Source organism: Granulicella sibirica (genome assembly GCF_004115155.1).
Lineage (GTDB): Bacteria > Acidobacteriota > Terriglobia > Terriglobales > Acidobacteriaceae > Edaphobacter > Edaphobacter sibiricus.
This window is the reverse complement of sequence record NZ_RDSM01000001.1, coordinates 1,868,519-1,887,839: the sequence shown is the minus strand read 5'-3', so window position 1 is coordinate 1,887,839 and position 19,321 is coordinate 1,868,519. Positions and strand designations below refer to the sequence as shown.

Sequence of the window (19,321 nt, the reverse complement as noted above, 5' to 3'; positions counted from 1 at the left end):
ACTCTGAAGGCCACGAAAAGGGATGCCCCATCTTCCGACGGTCTCATCGTCGGCGAAGGTGGGAACGTAAACGCTCAATCGCACCTGCCGTTGCTTTTCTGGTTGTCATTCCCGAAGGGAATCTGCGTCTGTCTGTTCTCACCGGAGCCCCATGCCCTCCAAACTCCTCCTCCTGCTCCTCCTGGCCCTCCCGATAACCCTCCAAGCCCAGGGCTCCGAAGCCCCCAAACCCCTCTTCCGCGACCCCATCCACGACGGTGCCGCCGACCCCACGATCATCTGGAACCGCGCCACGAAACAGTGGTGGATGTTCTACACCAACCGCCGCGCCGACATGACTCTTCCTCCGAAAGACGTCTCCTGGCTCCACGGCACCCGTCTCGGCATCGCCACCTCGCCTGACGGAGCCCATTGGACCTACAAAGGCATCGCCGAGATCCCCAACACCAGGCCCGACTCCACCCACTGGGCGCCAGAGATCATCGACGCAAATGGCGAATACCACATGTACCTCACCCTCGTTCCCGGCATCTTCAAGGACTGGAACGCCCCCCGCGAGATCGATCACCTCACCAGCCCCGACCTCGTTCACTGGACCTTCGACCGCAAGCTCGACCTCGCCTCCGGCCGCGTCATCGACCCCTGCGTCTTTCCCCTCGGCAACGGCAAATGGCGCATGTGGTACAAGGACGAGGCCGACCACAGCTACATCCACCAGGCTGACTCCACCGACCTCTCCCACTGGACCCCGTCCGGCGTCGCCATCTCCGACATCCACAGCGAGGGTCCTAAGGTCTTCCGTTGGAAAGGCCAGAACTGGCTCATCGTCGACGCCTGGGACGGCCTCGCCGTCTACCACTCCGCCACACTCGACCACTGGCAGTCCCAGCCCAGCCGCATCCTTGCAATCCCCGGAACCCACCCGACCGATCGCACGCTCGGCCACCACTGCGACGTCATCGTGAGCGGAGGCCGCGCCTACATCTTCTACTTCACTCACCAGTCCGGCCCCGACCTTGACCCGAACATCCCGAATTCAAAACAACGCACCGTCCTCCAGGTAGCCGAGCTTCACCTCGAAGGCGACACCATCATCGCCGACCGCGATATTCCCACCCACATCCACCTTGATCCTGGAGCCTCTTTCCTCGACGAATAGCAGGCATTCGAAATCGGCAAGAAACCCGGTTAAATCGCACGGAAATTTATTTTTCGCGTATTTGCCCGTAAACTCGCTTGTCAAGCCCTCGAAGAGCGTAAGTTCAACAAAGGAAAAGGAAAAGTCGATGTCCTGCGAGTTACGGTGAACTCGATAAAATAGAAGCAGAAAGATACGAGAAGAGGCCTTTCTTTAGCTGCGAGCTCTCATGTCGGCGTAAGCTCTTTATTTGCTAATATTTAGGCGTAAGCCATTTGTTTACTATCATTTACAGCCGTAACTTCTTCGTAAGTGCTACAAAATGAAAGACTTGTACCCGGGCTATGGGGAGGGGGGAGGGGGTCGAAACTATGCCGTACACCGAACAATACGACGTTTTGGTAGTCGGAGCCGGTCACGCCGGCTGCGAAGCGGCCATGGCCGCCGCTCGCATGGGTCTCCGCACCGCCCTCTTCACCCTGAACCTCGACCTCATCGCCCAGATGTCCTGCAACCCCGCCATCGGCGGTATCGCCAAGGGCCATCTCGTCCGCGAAATCGACGCATTGGGCGGCATCATGGGCCAGGTCGCCGACGCCACCGGCATCCAGTTCCGCCTCCTCAATACCTCAAGAGGCCCCGCCGTCTGGAGCCCTCGCGCCCAGTGCGACAAGGCCCTCTATCGCGTCAAGATGCGCGAAGTCCTCGAATCCCAGTCCAACCTCTTCATCAAGCAAGCCGAAGTCATCGACCTCGAAATCGGTCCAGTCGAAACCGAGGGTGCCCCACCTTCGGCGGCTGCATCGCCTAAGGTGGGATCCACGGAACCCCAAACCATCCGAGGCGTAAAACTCCGCGACGGCCGAACCATCTACGCCCACGCCACCATCGTCACCACCGGAACCTTCCTCAACGGCCTCATCCACTGCGGCGAGCAGCAGTACACTGCCGGCCGCTCCGGCGAACCCGCCTCCGTCCTCCTCGGCGAAGCCCTCAAGCGCCTCGGCCTCCGCGAGTGCCGCCTCAAGACCGGAACGCCTCCGCGTCTCGATGGCCGCACCATCGACTGGTCCCGCTTCACCGAGCAGCCCGGCGACTCCGACCCCACCCCGTTCTCCTTCAGCACGAAAAAGATCCCCCTCCGCCAGATCTCCTGCCACATCGCGACCACGACGCCCGAGACCATCCGTCTCATCCGCGAGAACGTACATCGCTCCCCCATGTACACCGGCCAGATCGAAGCCATCGGCCCGCGCTACTGCCCGTCCATCGAAGACAAGATCGTCCGCTTCCCGGACAAGACCCAGCACCAGTTCTTCCTCGAGCCCGAAGGCCTCACCACCCACGAGGTCTACATCAACGGCATGTCGACCTCGCTCCCCATGGAGGTTCAGGCCGCGATGGTCCATTCCATCCCCGGCCTCGAGAACGCCGAGATGCTCCGCCCCGGTTACGCCATCGAGTACGACGCTATTGACCCCACCGAACTCGACCGTACTCTCAAGGTGAAGCGTTTCGAAGGCCTCTATCTCGCCGGCCAGATCAACGGAACTTCAGGCTACGAAGAGGCCGCGTGCCAGGGCATCATGGCCGGAATCAACGCCGCCCTCTACGCAACGTGGAGAAAAGATGAGGGTGCCCCACCTTCGGCGGCTTCATCGCCTAAGGTGGGAGACGAGGACGCCCGGCCTCCCTGCCCAACCTTCACCCTCGACCGTTCCGAGGCCTACACCGGCATCCTCATCGACGACCTCATCGCCAAGGGCACCAACGAGCCCTACCGCATGTTCACCAGCCGCGCCGAGTTCCGCCTCCACCTTCGCATCGACAATGCGGACCTTCGCCTCACCCCGTACGGCCGCCGTCTCGGCCTCATCGACGACGCCACCTGGGCCGCCTACGAGGCCCGCCAGGCACGCTCCGCCGCCTTCGCGAAGCTCCTTGAGACTACCCGCGTCACCACCGAGCAGCCGACCGTCGCGATCGTCGAAGCGATCGCCCCCGAAGACCCGCATACGCTCAAGGGACAAACCTACGCCCAACTCCTCAAGCGCCCCGAACTGACAATCGACCTTCTGGCCCCCATGTTCCTAGCCAGGCTCGCCGCAAAGACGGGTGCCCCACACCTCGCCTCTGAGATGTGGGATCAAATGACTCATCCGTTGTATCCATGGCTCGAAGCCATCGCCGAGACTCCTGATCACCTTCCCGCCTGGGTCCGCAACGAGATGAAGACGGTCGAAACCGAGATCAAGTACTCCGGCTACCTCGTTCAGCAGAAGCGTTCCATCGACAAGCTCAAGCGCGCCGAAAACCGCCAGATCCCCCTCTGGTTCGACTACAAAGCCTGCTCCGGTCTCTCTCGCGAGATGGTCGAAACCCTCACCCGCGTCCGTCCCATGACGCTCGGCCAGGCCAGCGGCATCCCCGGCGTTACTCCCGCCGCCGTAGCCCTCGTCAACTGCTTCCTCGAAATTCAAGCGAAAGCCCGCGCTAGCTAGCCTGCTCTGTATCTCTTGAGTCTGATTCGCGTCCTATAGAAGTGCAGTTCCGAATACCGGCTCAAGAAAGGGCCACAGCATGTCAGCAACCAGCAAATTCGATCTCTCCGGAACGCTCCGCGCCGGAGCATTCGCTCTCGTCATCCTCGCCGCGGTCGCCTTTGGCTGGCGCGGCGTCTCCCACGCCCAGGGCGCAGCCCTCCTCAGGACGCCAGCACCTGTCCCGCAGGTCGACGAGCAGCCTCACGCAGGCCGCGAAAAGGCAGTCTTCGCCGGAGGCTGCTTCTGGGGAACGCAGTCCGTCTTCCAGCGCGTCAAGGGCGTCATCCACACCGAAGCCGGATATTCCGGAGGCAACGCAAATACCGCCACCTACGATCAGGTGACAACGGAAACGACAGGCCACGCCGAGTCGGTCGAGATTACCTACGATCCGTCGAAGATCACGTACGGTCAGCTTCTCCGCATCTTCTTCACCGTCGGCCACGATCCCACCACCCTCAACCGCCAGGGACCCGACCAGGGCACAAGCTATCGCTCCGCCATCTTCTACTCGAACGAAGAGCAGAAGAAAGTCGCTTCGGCTTACATCGCCCAGCTCGAAGAGGCACACATCTTCAAGGCAAAAATCGTCACCGAAGTCACGCCACTCAAGGGCTTCTACGACGCCGAGGCCTATCACCAGGACTACGCAACCAACAACCCGAACAACCCGTACATCCAGGTCTGCGACCGCCCAAAGATCGAAGCTCTCAAAGCCGAGTTTCCTGATCTCTTCCAGACCTACAAAGGCAAATAACTACTGCGTCACTTCGCCTTCGGGTTCATCGGTAGGATCTTCGATCTCCGCCTGAAAACCTTCGAGCAGCCGCTCCATAAACTTTTCTGTATCGACCTTCTTATCCTGCATCTGGTGCGCCAGCGCAATATGGCGCGCCAGATCGGCCAGGACAATTCCCCACGCAAACGGATCATCCCAGGCCCCGCTCTGGATGCTCACATGCTGGCCCTTCTCCGCGATCCAAACCCGCAAAACTTCAAACGAAGCCCGGTCCCTCACCGCAGCTGGTGGAATCGCCAATACCTTATCTGCCCCCATCGCTCACCTCTTAAAGTCATTCTCACACTCAATGTCCAACTTCTCCACACAATCCACATCTGCGCGCTTCTGCGATAGCCCACAATAAGGCATGGCAACCTTTGCCCAGATACAGGACATTCAGGGCCTTCCAGCCTCGGTTCACGCTGAAGTCGCGATTCTCGGAGCGATGCTCCTTGATGCAGTCGCAATCTCGGACGCGACTGGGCGTCTGCGCTCCGAAGACTTCTCGCTCGACTCGCACCGCAGGATCTATGCGGCGATTCTGGAGCTCATGGTCTCCGGGCACGCGATCGACTTCATCACGGTTCGCGAGGCGCTTGCGCGGAAGAAGGAACTCGATGCGATCGGAGGACCAGCTTATCTCGCGTATCTGACGGAAGGCATTCCGCGGAACCTGAACATCGAGAGCTATGTTCGGATCGTCAAGGACAAGAGCCTTCTGCGGCAGATGATGTCCATCTTCAACGATGGAGTCAGTCGATCGGCGGATCAGTCGGATGAGGCGATTAGTGTCCTTTCTGACATCGAGATGAGACTGGTTGAGGTTGCGGATCAGGCGATAACGCGCTCTTTCTCGGGGATTGCCGAGATTGTTGCTTCTTCATTTGGATCGATCGACAAGCTTTATGAGCAAGGTCGCGAGATTACCGGACTTGCGACGCATTACACGGAGTTCGACCGGATGACTTCGGGCTTGCAGGATTCGGAGTTGATCATCATTGCGGCTCGTCCTTCAATGGGAAAAACTGCGTGGGCCATCAACATCGCTCAGAATGCCGCCGTGAAGGATGGGAAGGTAGTTGCGGTTTTTTCGCTGGAAATGTCGAAAGAATCGCTTCTTCGACGCATGCTTGCTTCGGAGGCCCTGGTGAATTCGCGGAAGATTCAGACGGGTTTTTTGCCACGTGAGGACAAGGGAAAGTTGCTGGCGGCGCTTGAGCGGTTGATGGAATCGAAGATGTTCATTGACGACACTCCGGGAATCACGCTCGCCGAGATGAGGGCAAAGGCGCGGCGGTTGAAGCAGCAGGAAGGATCACTTGACCTCATCGTGATCGACTATCTGCAGCTGATGACTGGTTCGACGACTGGCGCTCAGAAGAAGTTCGAGAACCGGACGCAGGAGGTTTCTGCTGTGTCGCGCGGGTTGAAGGCGCTGGCGAAGGAGATGAAGGTTCCTGTCGTGGCGCTTTCGCAGCTTTCGCGTTCGAGCGAGCAGCGTGGCGGGGATAAGAAGCCCTTGCTTTCCGATTTGCGGGAGTCAGGGTCGATCGAGCAGGATGCGGACGTCGTGGCCTTTATTCATCGCGACAGCTACTACAACAAGGACGAGAACGGCGAGGAAGATCCGGAGTCGAAGGGCAAGGCCGAGATCATCATCGCGAAGCAGCGCAATGGGCCGACTGGAAGCGTTCACCTGGCTTACCTGGCCGATTACACGCGGTTCGAGAATCTTCAGGGTGGCGGCGGCGATTCCGGAGGGTACTAGGGGGCCCTACCCCCCCCCTCCCATAGCCCGGGCCCAAGTCTTTTCTTTACAGTAAGTTGCGGCATCCCATCGCCGCGAAATTACTGTAAACAAAAGACTTACCTGCAAATATTAGTAGATAAAGGACTTAGCTGTCTTTCAGATCCGCGAGAATGTGGTTCGATTCCCCTTAGGACTAGTCTTATTCCTAGATCAATCGTATCGAAGCGACCGAAACTAAAAGGACATCGCTATCTCTTTTGATATGAGTGAGATGAGTCATTTCGGGGCTTGACATGCGAATTTGCCTGTAAAAACGAATGCTTCCGGCGAACTTTATTTTTCGGGGCCTGCGGCGCGGGTTCCGAAGGGGCATCGCTCAAGGAGTGGGCAGCGGCGGCACTGGGGATCGGAGAAGGTGCAAAGGGTCTGGCCGTGGATCTTGAAGAGGGAATGATGCTCGTCGAGTATCTCGGCGGTCCAGTCGAGCGGGACGAGGCGCATGAGGCGCTCTTCGGTGATGGCGGCGTCGGCTCTGGGGGTGAGAGCTAACCGCTGGGTGACGCGGAGATGATGCGCGTCGACGCAGATCGCGCGGCGGCGGAGGGTGGAGAAGTTCGCGACGGCAGCGGAGACCTGGTTGCCGACGCCTTCGAACTGCTCGAGCCAGCTTCGGATTTTCTCAGTGCGGTATTTGGCAAGGAAGTCGAGGGTGAGGGAGCCATAGCGGGAGGTGATGCCCATCAGGGCGGCCTTGAGACGGGGAGCTTTGACTTCGGGGAAGGTGACGATGGCGATGGTCCGCTCGATCTCGTCGACGGAGGCGTCGCGGAGGTCGTCCCAGGTAGGGAAGCGGGCGTGAAGATCGCGCATGACCTGTTCGGATTCGGCGGTCTTGGTCCTGCTGGTGAGCATGGAGTAGATGAGCTGGGTGAGGGGATCCCAAGGGACGCGGGGCGCGGGGCGACCGTAACGCTCGAGGAGGATGGCGTGGATTTCGGGGAGGCGTGGGTCGGGTTTTGTGGGGAAGAGGGGTTCGGTTGAGTCGGGCAATTTGAGAGCGGGTTCCTGATGGTTGGGTGGGGTGGTTTGTGGGAGAACAAGGGCGAACTACAAGGGTCTTCGCTTCGCTCAGGATGACGGCGTAAAACAGGCAACGGCAACAGCAGACGCAGATTCCCTTCGGGAATGACAACCAGAAAAGCAAGAACGACTACGACTGCGAGAGCGACGGCTCGTCCTTCGAAGGCAGTCCTCCGAGTTAGTTGTTGACGGTGACGCCCAGGCGGGGGCCGTTCGCGTCGTGGATGCCCCAGGCGATGCGGGGCGTGTTGTGGGCTATGCCGATGTCGCCGCCGGGGGTGAGGAGGATGATGCCTCCGTGACCGCCGAGGCGGTTATAGAGGTATTGGATTGCGGCCTGGGCGGTTGGTTCAGCGTGCTCGCCTCGGGCGATGCGATCGACGGCCCATTTGCCGAGGACGAGTTTCATGATGGGCTCACCCCAGCCCGTGAGGGAGACTGCGGCGGAGTCGTTGTCGGCGTAGCAGCCGCAGCCGATGAGGCTGGAGTCTCCGACGCGGCCGGGAGCCTTGGAGAGGGTGCCACCGGTGGAGGTTCCGGCGGCGAGGTTGCCGTGGATGTCGAGGGCGACGGCTCCTACTGTGTCGTGGGACTGACCGGAGAAGGTGGTGTCGACGGCGCCCTCGAGCTCGGCTTTCTGGAAGGCGATTAGGCGTTCGCGCTCGCGGGGGACGATGAGGTCGGTGTTGTCGCAGAGGGCCATGCCGTACTGGCGGGCGAAGCGCTCGGCCCCGGTGGCGACGAAGTAAACGTGGGGGCTCTGGTCGAGAACAAGTCGAGCGGCCTGGATGGGGTTGCGGAGTCGCTCGACGCAGGCTACGCCACCGGCGCGGAGGGTGGCTCCATCCATGAGGAGGGCGTCAAGCTGGACGCGACCGTCGCGGGTGAGGAAGGATCCGCGACCGGCGTCGAAGGTGTCGTCGTCTTCCATGACGGTGATGGCGGCTTCGACGGCTTCGACGGAGGTGGCTCCGCGTTCGAGAAGAGTGTAGCCGGCGCGCAGGGCGTTGGCTATGCCGCGCTCGTGGGACTGGATGGCGTTGTCGGGCATGTCCCAGGCTCCGCCGTGGACGACAAGAATTGGGCGGGGGTGTGGGGTCATTGGGGCTCTTCGATGGTCTCTTTGGCTGAAATCGTACCTCAGCGGCTCAAGCTGCCTTGCACGCGGGGACTTTTGGCACGGCTGATGCCGTGCCCTTCAGCGCGACGGCTCAGCTTGACCCATGTTAACAGAGGGAACGAGAGCACTTGTAGGGCGGAAACGGCATCCGTATGTGCTGCGAGGTGTTGGGATGGTGAAGGCTGTTCTTTGTGACATGGATGGGACGCTGGTGGATAGCAACACACTTCATGCGGAGTGTTGGCAGAGGTGTCTTGCGACGTTTGGGATTACGGCGACCGTTGGGGAGATTCAACGGCAGATCGGGAAGGGTGGGGACCAGATGCTGCCGTTGTTTGTCGATAGAGAACGGCTGAAGGAGATTGAGAAGCCGCTGAATGAGTGTAAGAAGAAGCTCTTTGAGGCGGAGTATATGAGCCAGGTGAAGCCGTTTCCGCAGGCTCGGGAGTTGATGGAGGCGATAACGGGGCATGGGATTCGAATTGCCATGGCTTCTTCGGCGGCGAAGGGCGAACTGGACAAGTATCTGGAGATTGTGGGGATTTCGGCCCTGGTCGACGAGAAGACCTCGAGCGACGACGCCGAAGACTCGAAGCCGGAACCGGATATCTTTCTCGCTGCGTTAGGCAAGCTCGGGCTTGCGCCGGAGGAGACGATCGCGCTGGGGGATACGCCCTGGGATGCGCAGGCGGCTGGACGGGCGGGGGTAAAGACGATCGGGGTGGAGTGTGGTGGGTGGCGGGAGGAGGATTTGAGGAAGGCTGGGTGCGTCGAGATTTATCGGGATCCGGCGGGGTTGCTGGAGGGGCTAAAGGGGTCGAGGATGATGAAGGGTTAGTTGCTGGCGTTCGTGGGAACCCACCTTAGGCGATAGGACTGCCGAAGGTGGGGCACCCAAGCTGGTGCGGGGAATCTGAGGGAGCGGGATGGCAAGGGCCAATGTGATCGGGGCAGGGCCGAATGGGTTGGCGGCGGCGATTACGCTGGCGCGGGCTGGGGTGGCGGTCACGGTTTACGAGGCGCTGGAGTGGGTGGGTGGGGCGGCTTCTACGAGGGAAGTGACTTTGCCTTTATTTCGGCACGACCTTGGGTCGTCCGTTTATCCGATGGGGGTGGCCTCGCCCTTTTTCCGGTCACTTCCGCTGGCGGAGTATGGGTTTCGGTGGGTTGAGCCGGAGGCTCCGCTGGCTCATCCGCTGGATGATGGCTCCGCCGTGATGATGGAGCATGGGTTGGCGTCGACGGCGGCGAGCCTTGGGCGGAGCGATGGTGCGGCTTATCGGGGATTGATTGGGCCGCTGGTGGATGGGTGGGAGGATCTTGTGGGGGAGATTCTGCAGCCTGTCCTGCATGTTCCGCTGCATCCGGTTGTGCTTGGGCGGTTTGGGATGGGGGCGGTGATGCCGGCGACCACGCTGGCGGGGATGCGTTTTCGGGGGGTGCGGGCGAAGGCGTTGTTTGCCGGCAATGCGGCCCACTCGGTGATGCCGCTGACGTCTCCGTTGAGTTCGGCGGTGGGGCTGGTGTTGCAGGCGGCTGGGCACGCGACGGGGTGGCCGGTTGCGGCGGGTGGGGCGCAGAGCCTGAGTGATGCGCTGGCGGGCATTTTGCGAGGGGTTGGGGGAGAGATCCGGCTGGGGATGCGGGTGGAGCGTTTGGAGGATCTGCCTGCGGCAGATATCACGATGTTCGATCTGACTCCGCGTCAGGCGGTGCGGATTCTGGGAGATCGGCTGGGGGCGGGGACGAAGGGGCGGCTTGCGGGATTCCGGTACGGGCCGGGGGCTTTCAAGATCGACTACGCGCTCTCGGAGGCGATCCCTTGGAGGGCTCCGGAGTGCCGGAGGGCGGCTACGGTGCATCTTGGGGGGACGATCGAGGAGATTGTGGCTTCGGAGGCGGCTTGCTGGGAGGGACGGACGGATGTTGCTCCGTTTGTGCTGCTGGTGCAGCCGAGTTTGTTCGATCCGGGTCGCGCTCCGGGAGGACGGCATACGGCGTGGGCTTACTGCCATGTACCCCAGGGGTACGCGGGGGATCGGACGGAGGCGATCGAGAGGCAGATCGAGCGGTTTGCGCCGGGGTTTCGGGATTGTGTGCTGGCTCGGAAGACTTGGACCACCGGCGAACTCGAAGGGTGGAATGCAAATCTTGTTGGTGGGGATCTCTCAGGAGGGGCCATGACGGTGGGGCAGATTGTGGCGCGGCCTACGGTTTCGGGGTATCGGACGGGGGTGAAGGGGGTTTATCTGTGCGGGTCGTCTACCGGGCCGGGGGGTGGGGTCCATGGGATGTGTGGGTATGGGGCGGCGTCAGTGGCGTTGAGGGATTTGCGGGGTTGAGCTAACGGCAAACGCAGATTTCCTGCGGGAATGATAACCAGAAAGACAACGGCAAAAGCTTGGGAGGCAACGGTGATGCGAGGGCTCAGGCGTCGAACGTGACGGGGCCTGGGGAGGCGGGGGTTCGGTACATCCAGAGTCCGGGGGCTTCGGTGTTTTCGTCGAAGTCGTGCATGGAGCGGGAGTAGGAGGTGATCTCGGGGAGGGTGAGGGGGTGGGCGAAAAGGTAGCCCTGGGCGGAGTCGCACTCGAGGGCGCGGAGCATGACGGCCTGTTCGACGGACTCGACGCCTTCGGCGATGACCTCCATGTTGAGGGAGTGGGCGAGGGCGATGATGGCGGTGGTGACAGCGAGGGAGTTGGCGTCGGAGAGGCAGCGGGAGACGAAGGAGCGGTCGATCTTGAGGCGGTCGACCTTGAAACGGGTGATGTAGGACATGTTGGAGAAGCCGGTGCCGAAGTCGTCGATGGCGGTGGTGACGCCGAGGGACTGGACGCGCTCGACGATCTGGAGGGATTCTTCGGAGTCGCTCATGAGGAGGCGCTCGGTGATCTCGACCTCGAGGCTGGAGGGGATGAGGCCGCTGACGGTGAGAGCGCGCTCGACAGTTTCGAGGAAGTGTTCTTCGTGGAGCTGGCTGGGAGAGAGGTTGACGGCGACGGAGATGGTGTTGCCGACCTGACGCTGGAGGGCTGCGATCTCCTGGCAGGCGCACTCGAGACACCAGGCTCCGATGGCGACGATGAGGCCGGTTTCCTCGGCGAGGGGGATGAAGGTGTTGGGCATGACGAGGCCGAATTCGGGGCTGCGCCAGCGGAGGAGGGCTTCGACGCCGACGAGGCGGTGGGTGGAGAGGGAGATCTGGGGCTGGTAGACGAGGAAGAGCTCGTGGCGCTCGAGGGCGGTGCGGAGGGCTGATTCGAGGCGGAGACGGTCGTGGAGGAGACGGCCGAGCTCGGGGGTGAAGACGGCGAGGCCGTTGCGGCCGGTGGTCTTGCCGTGGTGGAGGGCGATGTCGGCGTGCTTGAGGAGCTCTTCGGGCGAGGCGCTCTCGGGATACATGCTGAGGCCGATGCTGGCGGTGAGGATGACCTGCTGGCCGCCGACGTGGATGGGGCGGGCGAAGGCCTCCGTGACCTTGTGGGCGATCGCTTCGGCTTCGATCCGGCCGGAGACGCCGTCGAGAAGTATGACGAACTGGTCGCCGGAGAAACGGGCGACGGTGTCGGACTTGCGGACGGAGTCACGGAGGCGGAAGGCGACTTCGCGGAGGACCATGTCGCCGGTCTCGTGGCCGAGGGAGTCGTTGACGCGCTTGAAGTGGTCGAGGTCGACCATCAGGACGCTGAAGAGGGCATGGGTGCGTTCGCTGCGCTCGGCGGCGAGCTGGATCTGCTCGCGGAGGAGGGTTCGGCCGGCGAGGCCGGTGAGCGGGTCGTGGTGGGCGATGTGGTAGATGTACTGGTCGGTCTGCTTGCGGTCGGTGAGGTCGAAGGAGGTGCCCATGAAGGCGATGATGACGCCGTCCTCGTCGTGGACGGGGTTGATGGTGAGCTGGACTGGGATGCGGACGCCGTTGCGGCAGATCCAGGTCCACTCGCCGGCTTCGTGGAGGCCGGCTTGCGGGCGGGCGAAGAGTACGTTGCTGTCAGGGGAGATCTCGCGCTCGAAGTAGCTGGAGAGCTGGCGGGAGCGCTCTAGAAGCTCAATGGGATCGTGGAGGAGGGTGATGGATTTTCCGACGAGGTCGGGCTGGGTGTAGCCGAGCATGTATTCGGCGGCGGGATTGAGGGAGGAGATCGATCCGTCGAGTTCGAGGACGAGGATGCTGGATGTCGTGGAAGTGACGAGGGACTTGTTGAAGGCGAGGGAACGGGCGAGGCGGCGCTCGGCTGTGATGTCCTCGCAGGTGAGGAGGAGGCCATTGGGGAGAGGAGAAAGATGCATGCGGAGGACAGTTTTGGGACGTCCGGGGAGAGAGCACTCCCGCTCGACGAGGGTGGGTTCATTCGAGTCCAGGACTCGCTGGTAGAGGGGCAGGTCGCTGGCGGGATGGACCTCGGTGACGAGCTTGCCCTTGAGGTAGGCGCGAGGGTGGCCGATGAGACGTTCGGCGGCGGAATTGAGGTAGTTGAAGCGGAACCCGGTAAGGCGGCCGGAGTCGTCGCGGACCGCATCATGGAGAAATACGGCCGTGGGCGAGATGTCCATGGCGGCGCTTAGGCGGGTTTCGTTCGAAGAACCAGCGAGGCGCCGCCGGGCGAGCGTGATGAGACGCCCGGTCCAGGCGGGCAGGAGAGAGGCGGAGGCGATGGCGGCGCTCCTTAGACCACGTTGCTCGAGGGAAATATGCATAGTACACCCGTGTTGGTCGACGAAAGGAACACACGATCCTGGGGGACGGAACGTTGAATCAATTCAATGACAAAGACCATGCCTGGGAATAATTCTTCTTTATGTCGATTTTGGTAGCGTTTCTGAACACCCATCTACCTTCTTAACCTGACTTTACCTGTACAGCTATACAACTTTCGTTGGAGAAATGGGGGGGGAGTAACCATTCCTCGGGCTGGAGACTGATCGTTCCAACTACCGATCAGGTGCTAGATTGACGCAGAACATCCTAAGTGCGTTGCCTACGGCCCCTATTTCCCGGCCGATAGCGCCGGTGGTTGGCGGGGGATTGGCCTGGAACGGGCAAGGAGCGAACGCGAAATGGGGACGCACGGTAAAGATAAAACAGGCCGCCTCCGGTCATGACAACCAATCAGGCGGCGGCAACGCTCTAGTGCATGGGGGCGTCGCCGCTTGGCGGCTTGATTTTGCCGATGGCGAGGACAACGGGAATCATGCAGAAGCAGAAGACGCAGAAGATCGAGATGATGTCGAGGTAGGCGAGCATCGACGACTGGCGGTGCATCTGCTGATAGATGTATGCCTGGGCGGTGCTTGCGCCTTTACCGATCATGGCGTTGGCGTCGTGGGCCGAACCCCCGAAGACGCCCTTGAGGTGATTGACCTGGTCGACAAAAGCCTGGTTGCCGGAGGTGAGGTCACGGACCATGTGACTCTCATGGCGCTGGGTTCCGCGCGAGAGCATGGTGGCGACAAAGGCAGTTCCGACCGAGCCGCCGATGTTGCGGGCCAGGTTGGTAAGGCCGGCGACGTCGTTGTTCTGGGACTGAGGTACGCCGGAGTAGCTGATGGTGTTGATGGGGATGAAGAGGAAGGCGAGGCCGGACGCCTGATAGACCCGGACCCACATGATGTATTTGAAGCTGGAGTCGAGAGAGAAGGTATGCATCAGCATCATCGAGCTGGCGAGGATGAAGAAGCCACCGGAGATGAGGTAACGTGGGTCGACCTTGCCGATGAGGAAGCCGACTACGGGCATCATCAGCATGATGCAGACTCCGCCGGGGGAGATCACGAATCCGGCCAGTTCGGCGGTGTAGCCGAGGAGGGTCTGGACCATCTGCGGGATCAGGACCGTGGTTCCGTAGAGCGAGAAGCCGAGGACGAACATCAGGACGAAGGGGATGGCGAAGGTCTTGCGCTTGAAGAGGGTGAGATTGAGGATGGGGCGGTTCTTGATTTTGAGCTGGTAGAGTTCCCAGATGATCAGGGTCACGAGGGAGACGACGCAGAGCACGGTGAAGAAGGTGATGATGTGCGAGCCGAACCAGTCGTCTTCCTGACCCTTGTCGAGGATGAACTCGAGCGAGCCGAAGCCAGTGGCGAGGAGGCCGAAGCCGAAGAAGTCGAGGTTGAGGCCACGCTTGGCGGCTTCCTTCACCTCTTTGACGATGTGCGGTGGATCTTCGACGAGACGGTTGGTGAGGAAGAGCGACAGGATAGCGATGGGGACGTTGATGAAGAAGATCCATCGCCAGTTGTAGTTGTCGGTGATCCAGCCGCCTAGGGACGGGCCGATGGCGGGGGCGCACACGACCGCTAAACCATAGAGAGCAAAGGCCTGCCCGCGCTGCTTGGGGGTGAAGGTGTCGGCGAGGATGGCCTGTTCGGAGGGGGCGAGACCGCCTCCGCCTGCGCCTTGCAGGACACGGCAGAAGATGAGGATCGGGAGGGACGGGGCGAGTCCGCAGAGCATCGAGGAGATGCCGAACATGACCACGCAGATCATGTAGAACTTCTTGCGGCCTATGAAGGTGGTGAGGTAGGCCGAGGCCGGGAGGATCACGGCGTTCGAGACGAGATAGCTGGTAAGGACCCAGGTGGCCTCATCCTGGCTGGCTCCGAGGGAGCCCGCGATGTGCGGCAGGGCGACGTTGGCGATGGAGGAGTCGAGGACCTCCATGAAGGTCGCCAGGGTGACAGTGAGGGCGATCGCCCATGGGTTGGCCCGAGGACGCCAGGGTGCAGCGGGGGCACTGACGGTTGGAGACGCCTGGTCAAGAGTTGCTGTGGCTGTGGCCATGTCCCTGTTTGATTCCGCGGGAAGAGCGCGGATTCACGATGTTTGGCTGCGAAACCGGAATGGTACAGTTGTTGGGATGGCCCTGGACGTGAAAATAGAGATGATCCAAGCCGAGACAGCAGTCGTCACGTTGACGGGTCTTCTCACGCTTGGCACAAATCTGAAAACGGCGGATCAGCAGGTGCAGACAGCTCTTGAGCAAGGAGCGAAGAACCTGGTGCTGGATCTGACGTCGGTGGCGTATTCGGATTCGGCTGGGCTTGGCATGCTGGTGCATACCTACGGTCTGGTAAAGAGCAGAGGTGGACTGCTCAGGCTTTGCGGCGTGGGGCCGCGGGTTCTGGCGATGCTGAAGCTGACGACGACGGATCGGTTTTTGATGATCGATTCGGATCGGACGGCTAGTCTGACGGCTCTGGGTATCGAGAGCTGAAGCTGGAGTACAGGGGCCGAGGCGAAGTACAGGGGCCTTCGCTTCGTTGAGGCTGATGGCGTGAAACGGGCAACGACAAATGCACGTCCAGACGCAGATTCCTTTCGGGAGTGACAACAAAATAGACAACGACGGGACCGAAATAGGGAACGACGGGACCGAAGCTTCGCTCGTCTGACGCCTGGAGTTGCGTGCGGAGCCGGGGCGGCGTGTAATCGGGCTGTAACGAGCACGAGGAGGCGGGATGCATCCGGATCTTGAGAAGTTGATTGTGCTGCAGAGGCATGACCTTGAGGCGAAGCGCCTGCGTGAAGAGATGGTGGCTCTGCCGAAGCATGTGGCGGGGTTGACGGCGAAGCTGGCGGCGTTGGAAGGGCAGAGGGCGGTGGTGGTCGACCTGCTGGCGAAAGAAGAGGCACTGCGGCGGAGGCAGGAATCGGATGTGAAGGACTTCCGGCTGAAGATCGAGAAGGGCAGGAAGAAGATCGATGCGGCGACGACGGCGGCGATGGTGACGGCGTTCGAGCATGAGATCCAATTTGCCGAGAAGGAGATCTCGAAGCTCGAAGACGCGGAACTTGAGAGCATGCTGCGGACCGAGGAGATGGAGGCGCAGCGGAAGGTCGCGGATGGGGCAATCGCCGATGCGAAGGCGACGCTGACGCGGGAACGGACGCGGGCGGTGGAGACGATCGACAAGGATAAGTTGCTGCTGGCGGAGGTTGAGGGTCTGCGGGGTGCGTTGCGTCCTGAGATCGGCGAGGCGACGCTGGCGAATTATGACCGGATCGCGAAGGGCAAGGGGACAGGGTTGGCGGAGGCGTTGAACCAGAAGTGCACGGCCTGCCAGATGATGCTGCGTCCGCAGAGGTGGAACGATATCCGGGATCGCGGGAATAGCGACGAGATGATGACGTGCGAGACGTGCGGGAGGTTGCTGTTCTATGACCCGGCGCGGGATGCTCCGCAGCGGAAGACGGTTGCGGTGGAGAGTATCGCGGCCCAGATTATTCGATCGCTGTAAGAGGTTTGCGCCCATTCAGGGACGGATGGCGTGCTTCCGGCTGCCAGCGGTGAGGAGTCTGGGGTATTGTGAGGGTGTGAGTTCCTTGAAGAGGATTGCGATTGATATGGATGAGGTGATGGCGGACGCTGTCACGGAACACCTTGCGCGGTATAACCAGGATCATAACGAGCGGATCACCAAGGACGACCTGCAAGGGAAGTGGCTTTGGGATGTGGTCTCGGTGGACCGGCATGCGGCGCTTGAATCGTATTTGCGATCGGATGACTTCTTCGATGTACTGCATGTGATGCCGGAGGCGCAACGGGTGATCGAGGCGCTGCAGAGCAGGTACGACGTCTTCATCGCCACGGCAGCGATGGAGGTGCCAACATCCTTTATGTCGAAATATCGTTGGCTGGCGAAGCACTTCCCGTTTATTCCGGCGTCGCATATTGTGTTCTGCGGGAATAAGAGCATTCTTCGGGCGGACTACCTGATCGACGACAATCCGCGGCAGTTGAAGCGGTTTGAGGGTGAGGGGATTATCTACACGTCGCCGCACAACATCCATGTGAACGGCTACCGGCGAGTCAATGACTGGCTGGATGTTGAGAAGATGTTTCTGGGATAGGACCTATTGCAAGGCGGGGCGTTAGACTGATCGGCATGCCGCCTACACCGGAACAAGACGCTGTCCAGATTCTTCTTCAAGAAAAAACATTGACGCTGCCGGAGTTTACGGCGGAGACCGCATGGGTGCTCGGCACGATGCTGCGGGCGAAGGCGATCGAGCGGAGGCACACGCTGGTGATCGATATACGGCGGTTTGGGCGGCCGGTGCAGCCTCTCTTTTATACGGCGCTGCCGGGAACTACGGGCGATCACGCGCGGTGGGTGCGGCGGAAGTCGAATACCGTGGCTCGGTGGCAGCGGAGTTCGTACGCGATCGGACTGAAGATGGCCGGGCTTGGGCAGACGATCGCGGAACGGTATGCGCTGCCGGCGGCGGAGTACACGACAGATGGCGGATCGTTTCCGATCAACGTACCGAGCGCGGGTGGGGTGATTGGGGCGATCACCCTTTCGGGGCTTGCGTCGCGCGAGGATCATGAGCTGGCGGTCGAGGTGCTGTGTGAGCACCTCGGGATCGCCTATTCAGATCTAAGGCTGAAGTAGCGCAGGTCACGCGGAAACAGTTAGCTTCTTGATGATGTTGGTTGTGGAGAATCCCTCGACAGTTGGCACGATCTCGACCCGCCCTCCATTTGCCAAAACGTCTTCGTGGCCGACGACGGATGCAACCGTGTAGTCCCCACCTTTGACGAGCACACCTGGCTTCAGGGCTTGAATGAGCTCGAGAGGCGTGGGTTCATCAAAGAGAACGACGGCGTCGACCGCAGCCAGCGCGGCCATGACACGGGCACGTTCCCGCTCACCGACGACGGGCCGGCTGGGCCCTTTGAGCCGACTGACAGACGCATCGGTGTTGAGGCCGAGAATCAGCTTCGAGCCGAAGCTGCGGCAGTGTTCGAGGAGCGTGATGTGACCGACGTGCAGAAGATCGAAACAGCCGTTGGTGAAGACGATCGTCTCTCCTGCCGCGCGCCACTCAGCCGCGCGGAGCTGGACCCGATCGAAGTCGAGGATCTTTTCGCCGGAGGCTGTCCCGGAGCTTGGCGTGAGCGCGGCGATCAGCTCATGATGAGCGATCGGGACTGTCCCCAGCTTGCCGACAACGATCCCCGCGGCCACATTCGCAAGATCGACCGCGGTCTCACGCTGCAGGCCGCTGGCAAGGCAAGCCGCCAGTGTCGCAATGACCGTATCTCCGGCACCCGAGACGTCAAAGACCTGGCGTACTCGAGCAGGGGAGTGGTAGCTGGCACCGGGACTGAGGATTCGAATGCCTTTTTCGCTCATGGTGACCGTCAGGAAGTCGATCTGGTGGGGATCAAGCAGCTTCTCGCCAGCGGCAATCAATTGAGTCGTCTCGTACGCGGGAACGCCTGTTGCCATGGAGAGTTCATTCAAGTTGGGGCAAACCGTCGTGGCGCCGGCATACTTGCTGAAGTCTGATGTCTTTGGGTCAACCAGAACGGGGATGCCTGCGGCCCGTGCCGCGGCGATGACCGCGTGGCAGATCTCCCCGGTCAAGGCACCCTTGGCGTAATCGGACAAAACCACTGCATGCATCCTGGAGGTGAGCGCTACTGCGCGTTCCCGGAGCCTCTCCAGGTCGATCGGTGCTGGCTTGTCCCGGCTCTCGATGTCGAGCCGAAGCAATTGCTGGGTGCGTCCGATGATGCGCGTCTTGGAGATTGTTGGCAGGGAGCCCTTGAGCACCCCAGTCGTATCAATTTCCGCCGACTCCATCAGCTTGGCAAGCTCAGCCTGATCGCTGTCGTCTCCCCACAGCCCGGCCAGAAAGGTCTTGCATCCAAGCCCTGCGAGATTCATCGCTACGTTCGCAGCTCCTCCTGGACGCTCATAACGCTCCGCATGACGAATGACCGGAACTGGAGCTTCAGGAGAGATGCGCTCGACCTCGCCAAGAATGTAACGATCGAGCATCAGGTCGCCAACCACGAGGACACGAAACTGGCTGAATCCCCCTTCCAGCATATTCAAAATGGCAGAAATTTCCGTCATCATTTGTTCGCGGGCCTCTCCAAGCTGAGATGAGATTGCC

The 19,321-nt window shown here is 61.1% G+C and carries 16 protein-coding genes; 10 read left to right on the top strand and 6 right to left on the bottom strand.

Annotated elements, in window-relative coordinates; translation table 11 throughout:
• The first annotated feature begins 151 nt into the window (after positions 1-151).
• From GRAN_RS07895 to msrA, 3 genes are all read left to right on the top strand, one after another.
• Positions 152-1,159, top strand: coding sequence for a family 43 glycosylhydrolase (locus GRAN_RS07895; protein ID WP_128912369.1), 1,008 nt, complete (start codon positions 152-154; stop codon positions 1,157-1,159).
• A gap of 350 nt (positions 1,160-1,509) precedes the next feature.
• A complete protein-coding gene (gene mnmG, locus GRAN_RS07890) occupies positions 1,510-3,639 on the top strand; it encodes a tRNA uridine-5-carboxymethylaminomethyl(34) synthesis enzyme MnmG (protein WP_128912368.1) in 2,130 nt (709 codons plus the stop codon).
• Between the two features lie 79 nt (positions 3,640-3,718).
• Entirely contained in the window at positions 3,719-4,438 is a 720-nt protein-coding gene (msrA, locus tag GRAN_RS07885) for a peptide-methionine (S)-S-oxide reductase MsrA (RefSeq protein ID WP_128912367.1), read from the top strand.
• On the opposite strand, the gene GRAN_RS07880 is transcribed toward msrA, so the two are convergent.
• Entirely contained in the window at positions 4,439-4,738 is a 300-nt protein-coding gene (locus tag GRAN_RS07880; protein WP_128912366.1) for a DUF5076 domain-containing protein, read from the bottom strand.
• A 91-nt stretch (positions 4,739-4,829) separates the two neighbouring features.
• Here GRAN_RS07880 and dnaB point away from each other — a divergent pair, with 91 nt between their 5' ends.
• Positions 4,830-6,230, top strand: coding sequence for a replicative DNA helicase (gene dnaB / locus GRAN_RS07875; RefSeq protein WP_128912365.1), 1,401 nt, complete (start codon positions 4,830-4,832; stop codon positions 6,228-6,230).
• Positions 6,231-6,545: 315 nt separating this feature from the next.
• On the opposite strand, the gene GRAN_RS07870 is transcribed toward dnaB, so the two are convergent.
• Both GRAN_RS07870 and GRAN_RS07865 read right to left on the bottom strand, forming a co-directional pair.
• Entirely contained in the window at positions 6,546-7,262 is a 717-nt protein-coding gene (locus GRAN_RS07870; RefSeq protein WP_128912364.1) for an endonuclease III domain-containing protein, read from the bottom strand.
• A gap of 208 nt (positions 7,263-7,470) precedes the next feature.
• A complete protein-coding gene (locus GRAN_RS07865) occupies positions 7,471-8,394 on the bottom strand; it encodes an isoaspartyl peptidase/L-asparaginase (protein ID WP_128912363.1) in 924 nt (307 codons plus the stop codon).
• A 190-nt stretch (positions 8,395-8,584) separates the two neighbouring features.
• Between GRAN_RS07865 and GRAN_RS07860 the strand changes: the two genes are divergently transcribed.
• Together GRAN_RS07860 and GRAN_RS07855 are read left to right on the top strand one after the other, a co-directional pair.
• Positions 8,585-9,250: an HAD family hydrolase gene (locus GRAN_RS07860; protein WP_128912362.1), complete on the top strand. Its 666-nt coding sequence runs from the start codon at positions 8,585-8,587 to the stop codon at positions 9,248-9,250.
• An 88-nt stretch (positions 9,251-9,338) separates the two neighbouring features.
• A complete protein-coding gene (locus GRAN_RS07855; RefSeq protein ID WP_128912361.1) occupies positions 9,339-10,754 on the top strand; it encodes a phytoene desaturase family protein in 1,416 nt (471 codons plus the stop codon).
• Between the two features lie 85 nt (positions 10,755-10,839).
• Here GRAN_RS07855 and GRAN_RS07850 read toward each other — a convergent pair whose 3' ends face one another.
• Together GRAN_RS07850 and GRAN_RS07845 are read right to left on the bottom strand one after the other, a co-directional pair.
• Positions 10,840-13,110 carry a putative bifunctional diguanylate cyclase/phosphodiesterase gene (locus GRAN_RS07850; protein ID WP_128912360.1) on the bottom strand — a complete coding sequence of 757 codons (2,271 nt, stop codon included), beginning with the start codon at positions 13,108-13,110 and terminating at the stop codon, positions 10,840-10,842.
• A 430-nt stretch (positions 13,111-13,540) separates the two neighbouring features.
• Positions 13,541-15,193, bottom strand: coding sequence for a DHA2 family efflux MFS transporter permease subunit (locus GRAN_RS07845; RefSeq protein WP_128912359.1), 1,653 nt, complete (start codon positions 15,191-15,193; stop codon positions 13,541-13,543).
• A 100-nt stretch (positions 15,194-15,293) separates the two neighbouring features.
• On the opposite strand from GRAN_RS07845, the gene GRAN_RS25440 reads away from it, so the two are divergent.
• The 4 genes from GRAN_RS25440 (at position 15,294) to GRAN_RS07825 (ending at position 17,808) form a co-directional block, all read left to right on the top strand.
• Positions 15,294-15,626 (top strand): STAS domain-containing protein, encoded by a 333-nt coding sequence (locus GRAN_RS25440; protein ID WP_161570891.1) that lies wholly within the window; start codon positions 15,294-15,296, stop codon positions 15,624-15,626.
• Between the two features lie 244 nt (positions 15,627-15,870).
• On the top strand, positions 15,871-16,650 hold the full coding sequence (locus GRAN_RS07835) for a zinc ribbon domain-containing protein (RefSeq protein ID WP_128912357.1): 780 nt from the start codon (positions 15,871-15,873) through the stop codon (positions 16,648-16,650).
• A gap of 25 nt (positions 16,651-16,675) precedes the next feature.
• Complete coding sequence (locus GRAN_RS07830; protein ID WP_277751200.1) at positions 16,676-17,263, top strand: 5' nucleotidase, NT5C type; 588 nt, start codon at positions 16,676-16,678, stop codon at positions 17,261-17,263.
• Between the two features lie 35 nt (positions 17,264-17,298).
• Positions 17,299-17,808: a heme-degrading domain-containing protein gene (locus tag GRAN_RS07825; RefSeq protein ID WP_128912356.1), complete on the top strand. Its 510-nt coding sequence runs from the start codon at positions 17,299-17,301 to the stop codon at positions 17,806-17,808.
• A 6-nt stretch (positions 17,809-17,814) separates the two neighbouring features.
• Here GRAN_RS07825 and hldE read toward each other — a convergent pair whose 3' ends face one another.
• Positions 17,815-19,284: a bifunctional D-glycero-beta-D-manno-heptose-7-phosphate kinase/D-glycero-beta-D-manno-heptose 1-phosphate adenylyltransferase HldE gene (hldE, locus tag GRAN_RS07820; protein WP_128912355.1), complete on the bottom strand. Its 1,470-nt coding sequence runs from the start codon at positions 19,282-19,284 to the stop codon at positions 17,815-17,817.
• Positions 19,285-19,321: the final 37 nt, after the last annotated feature.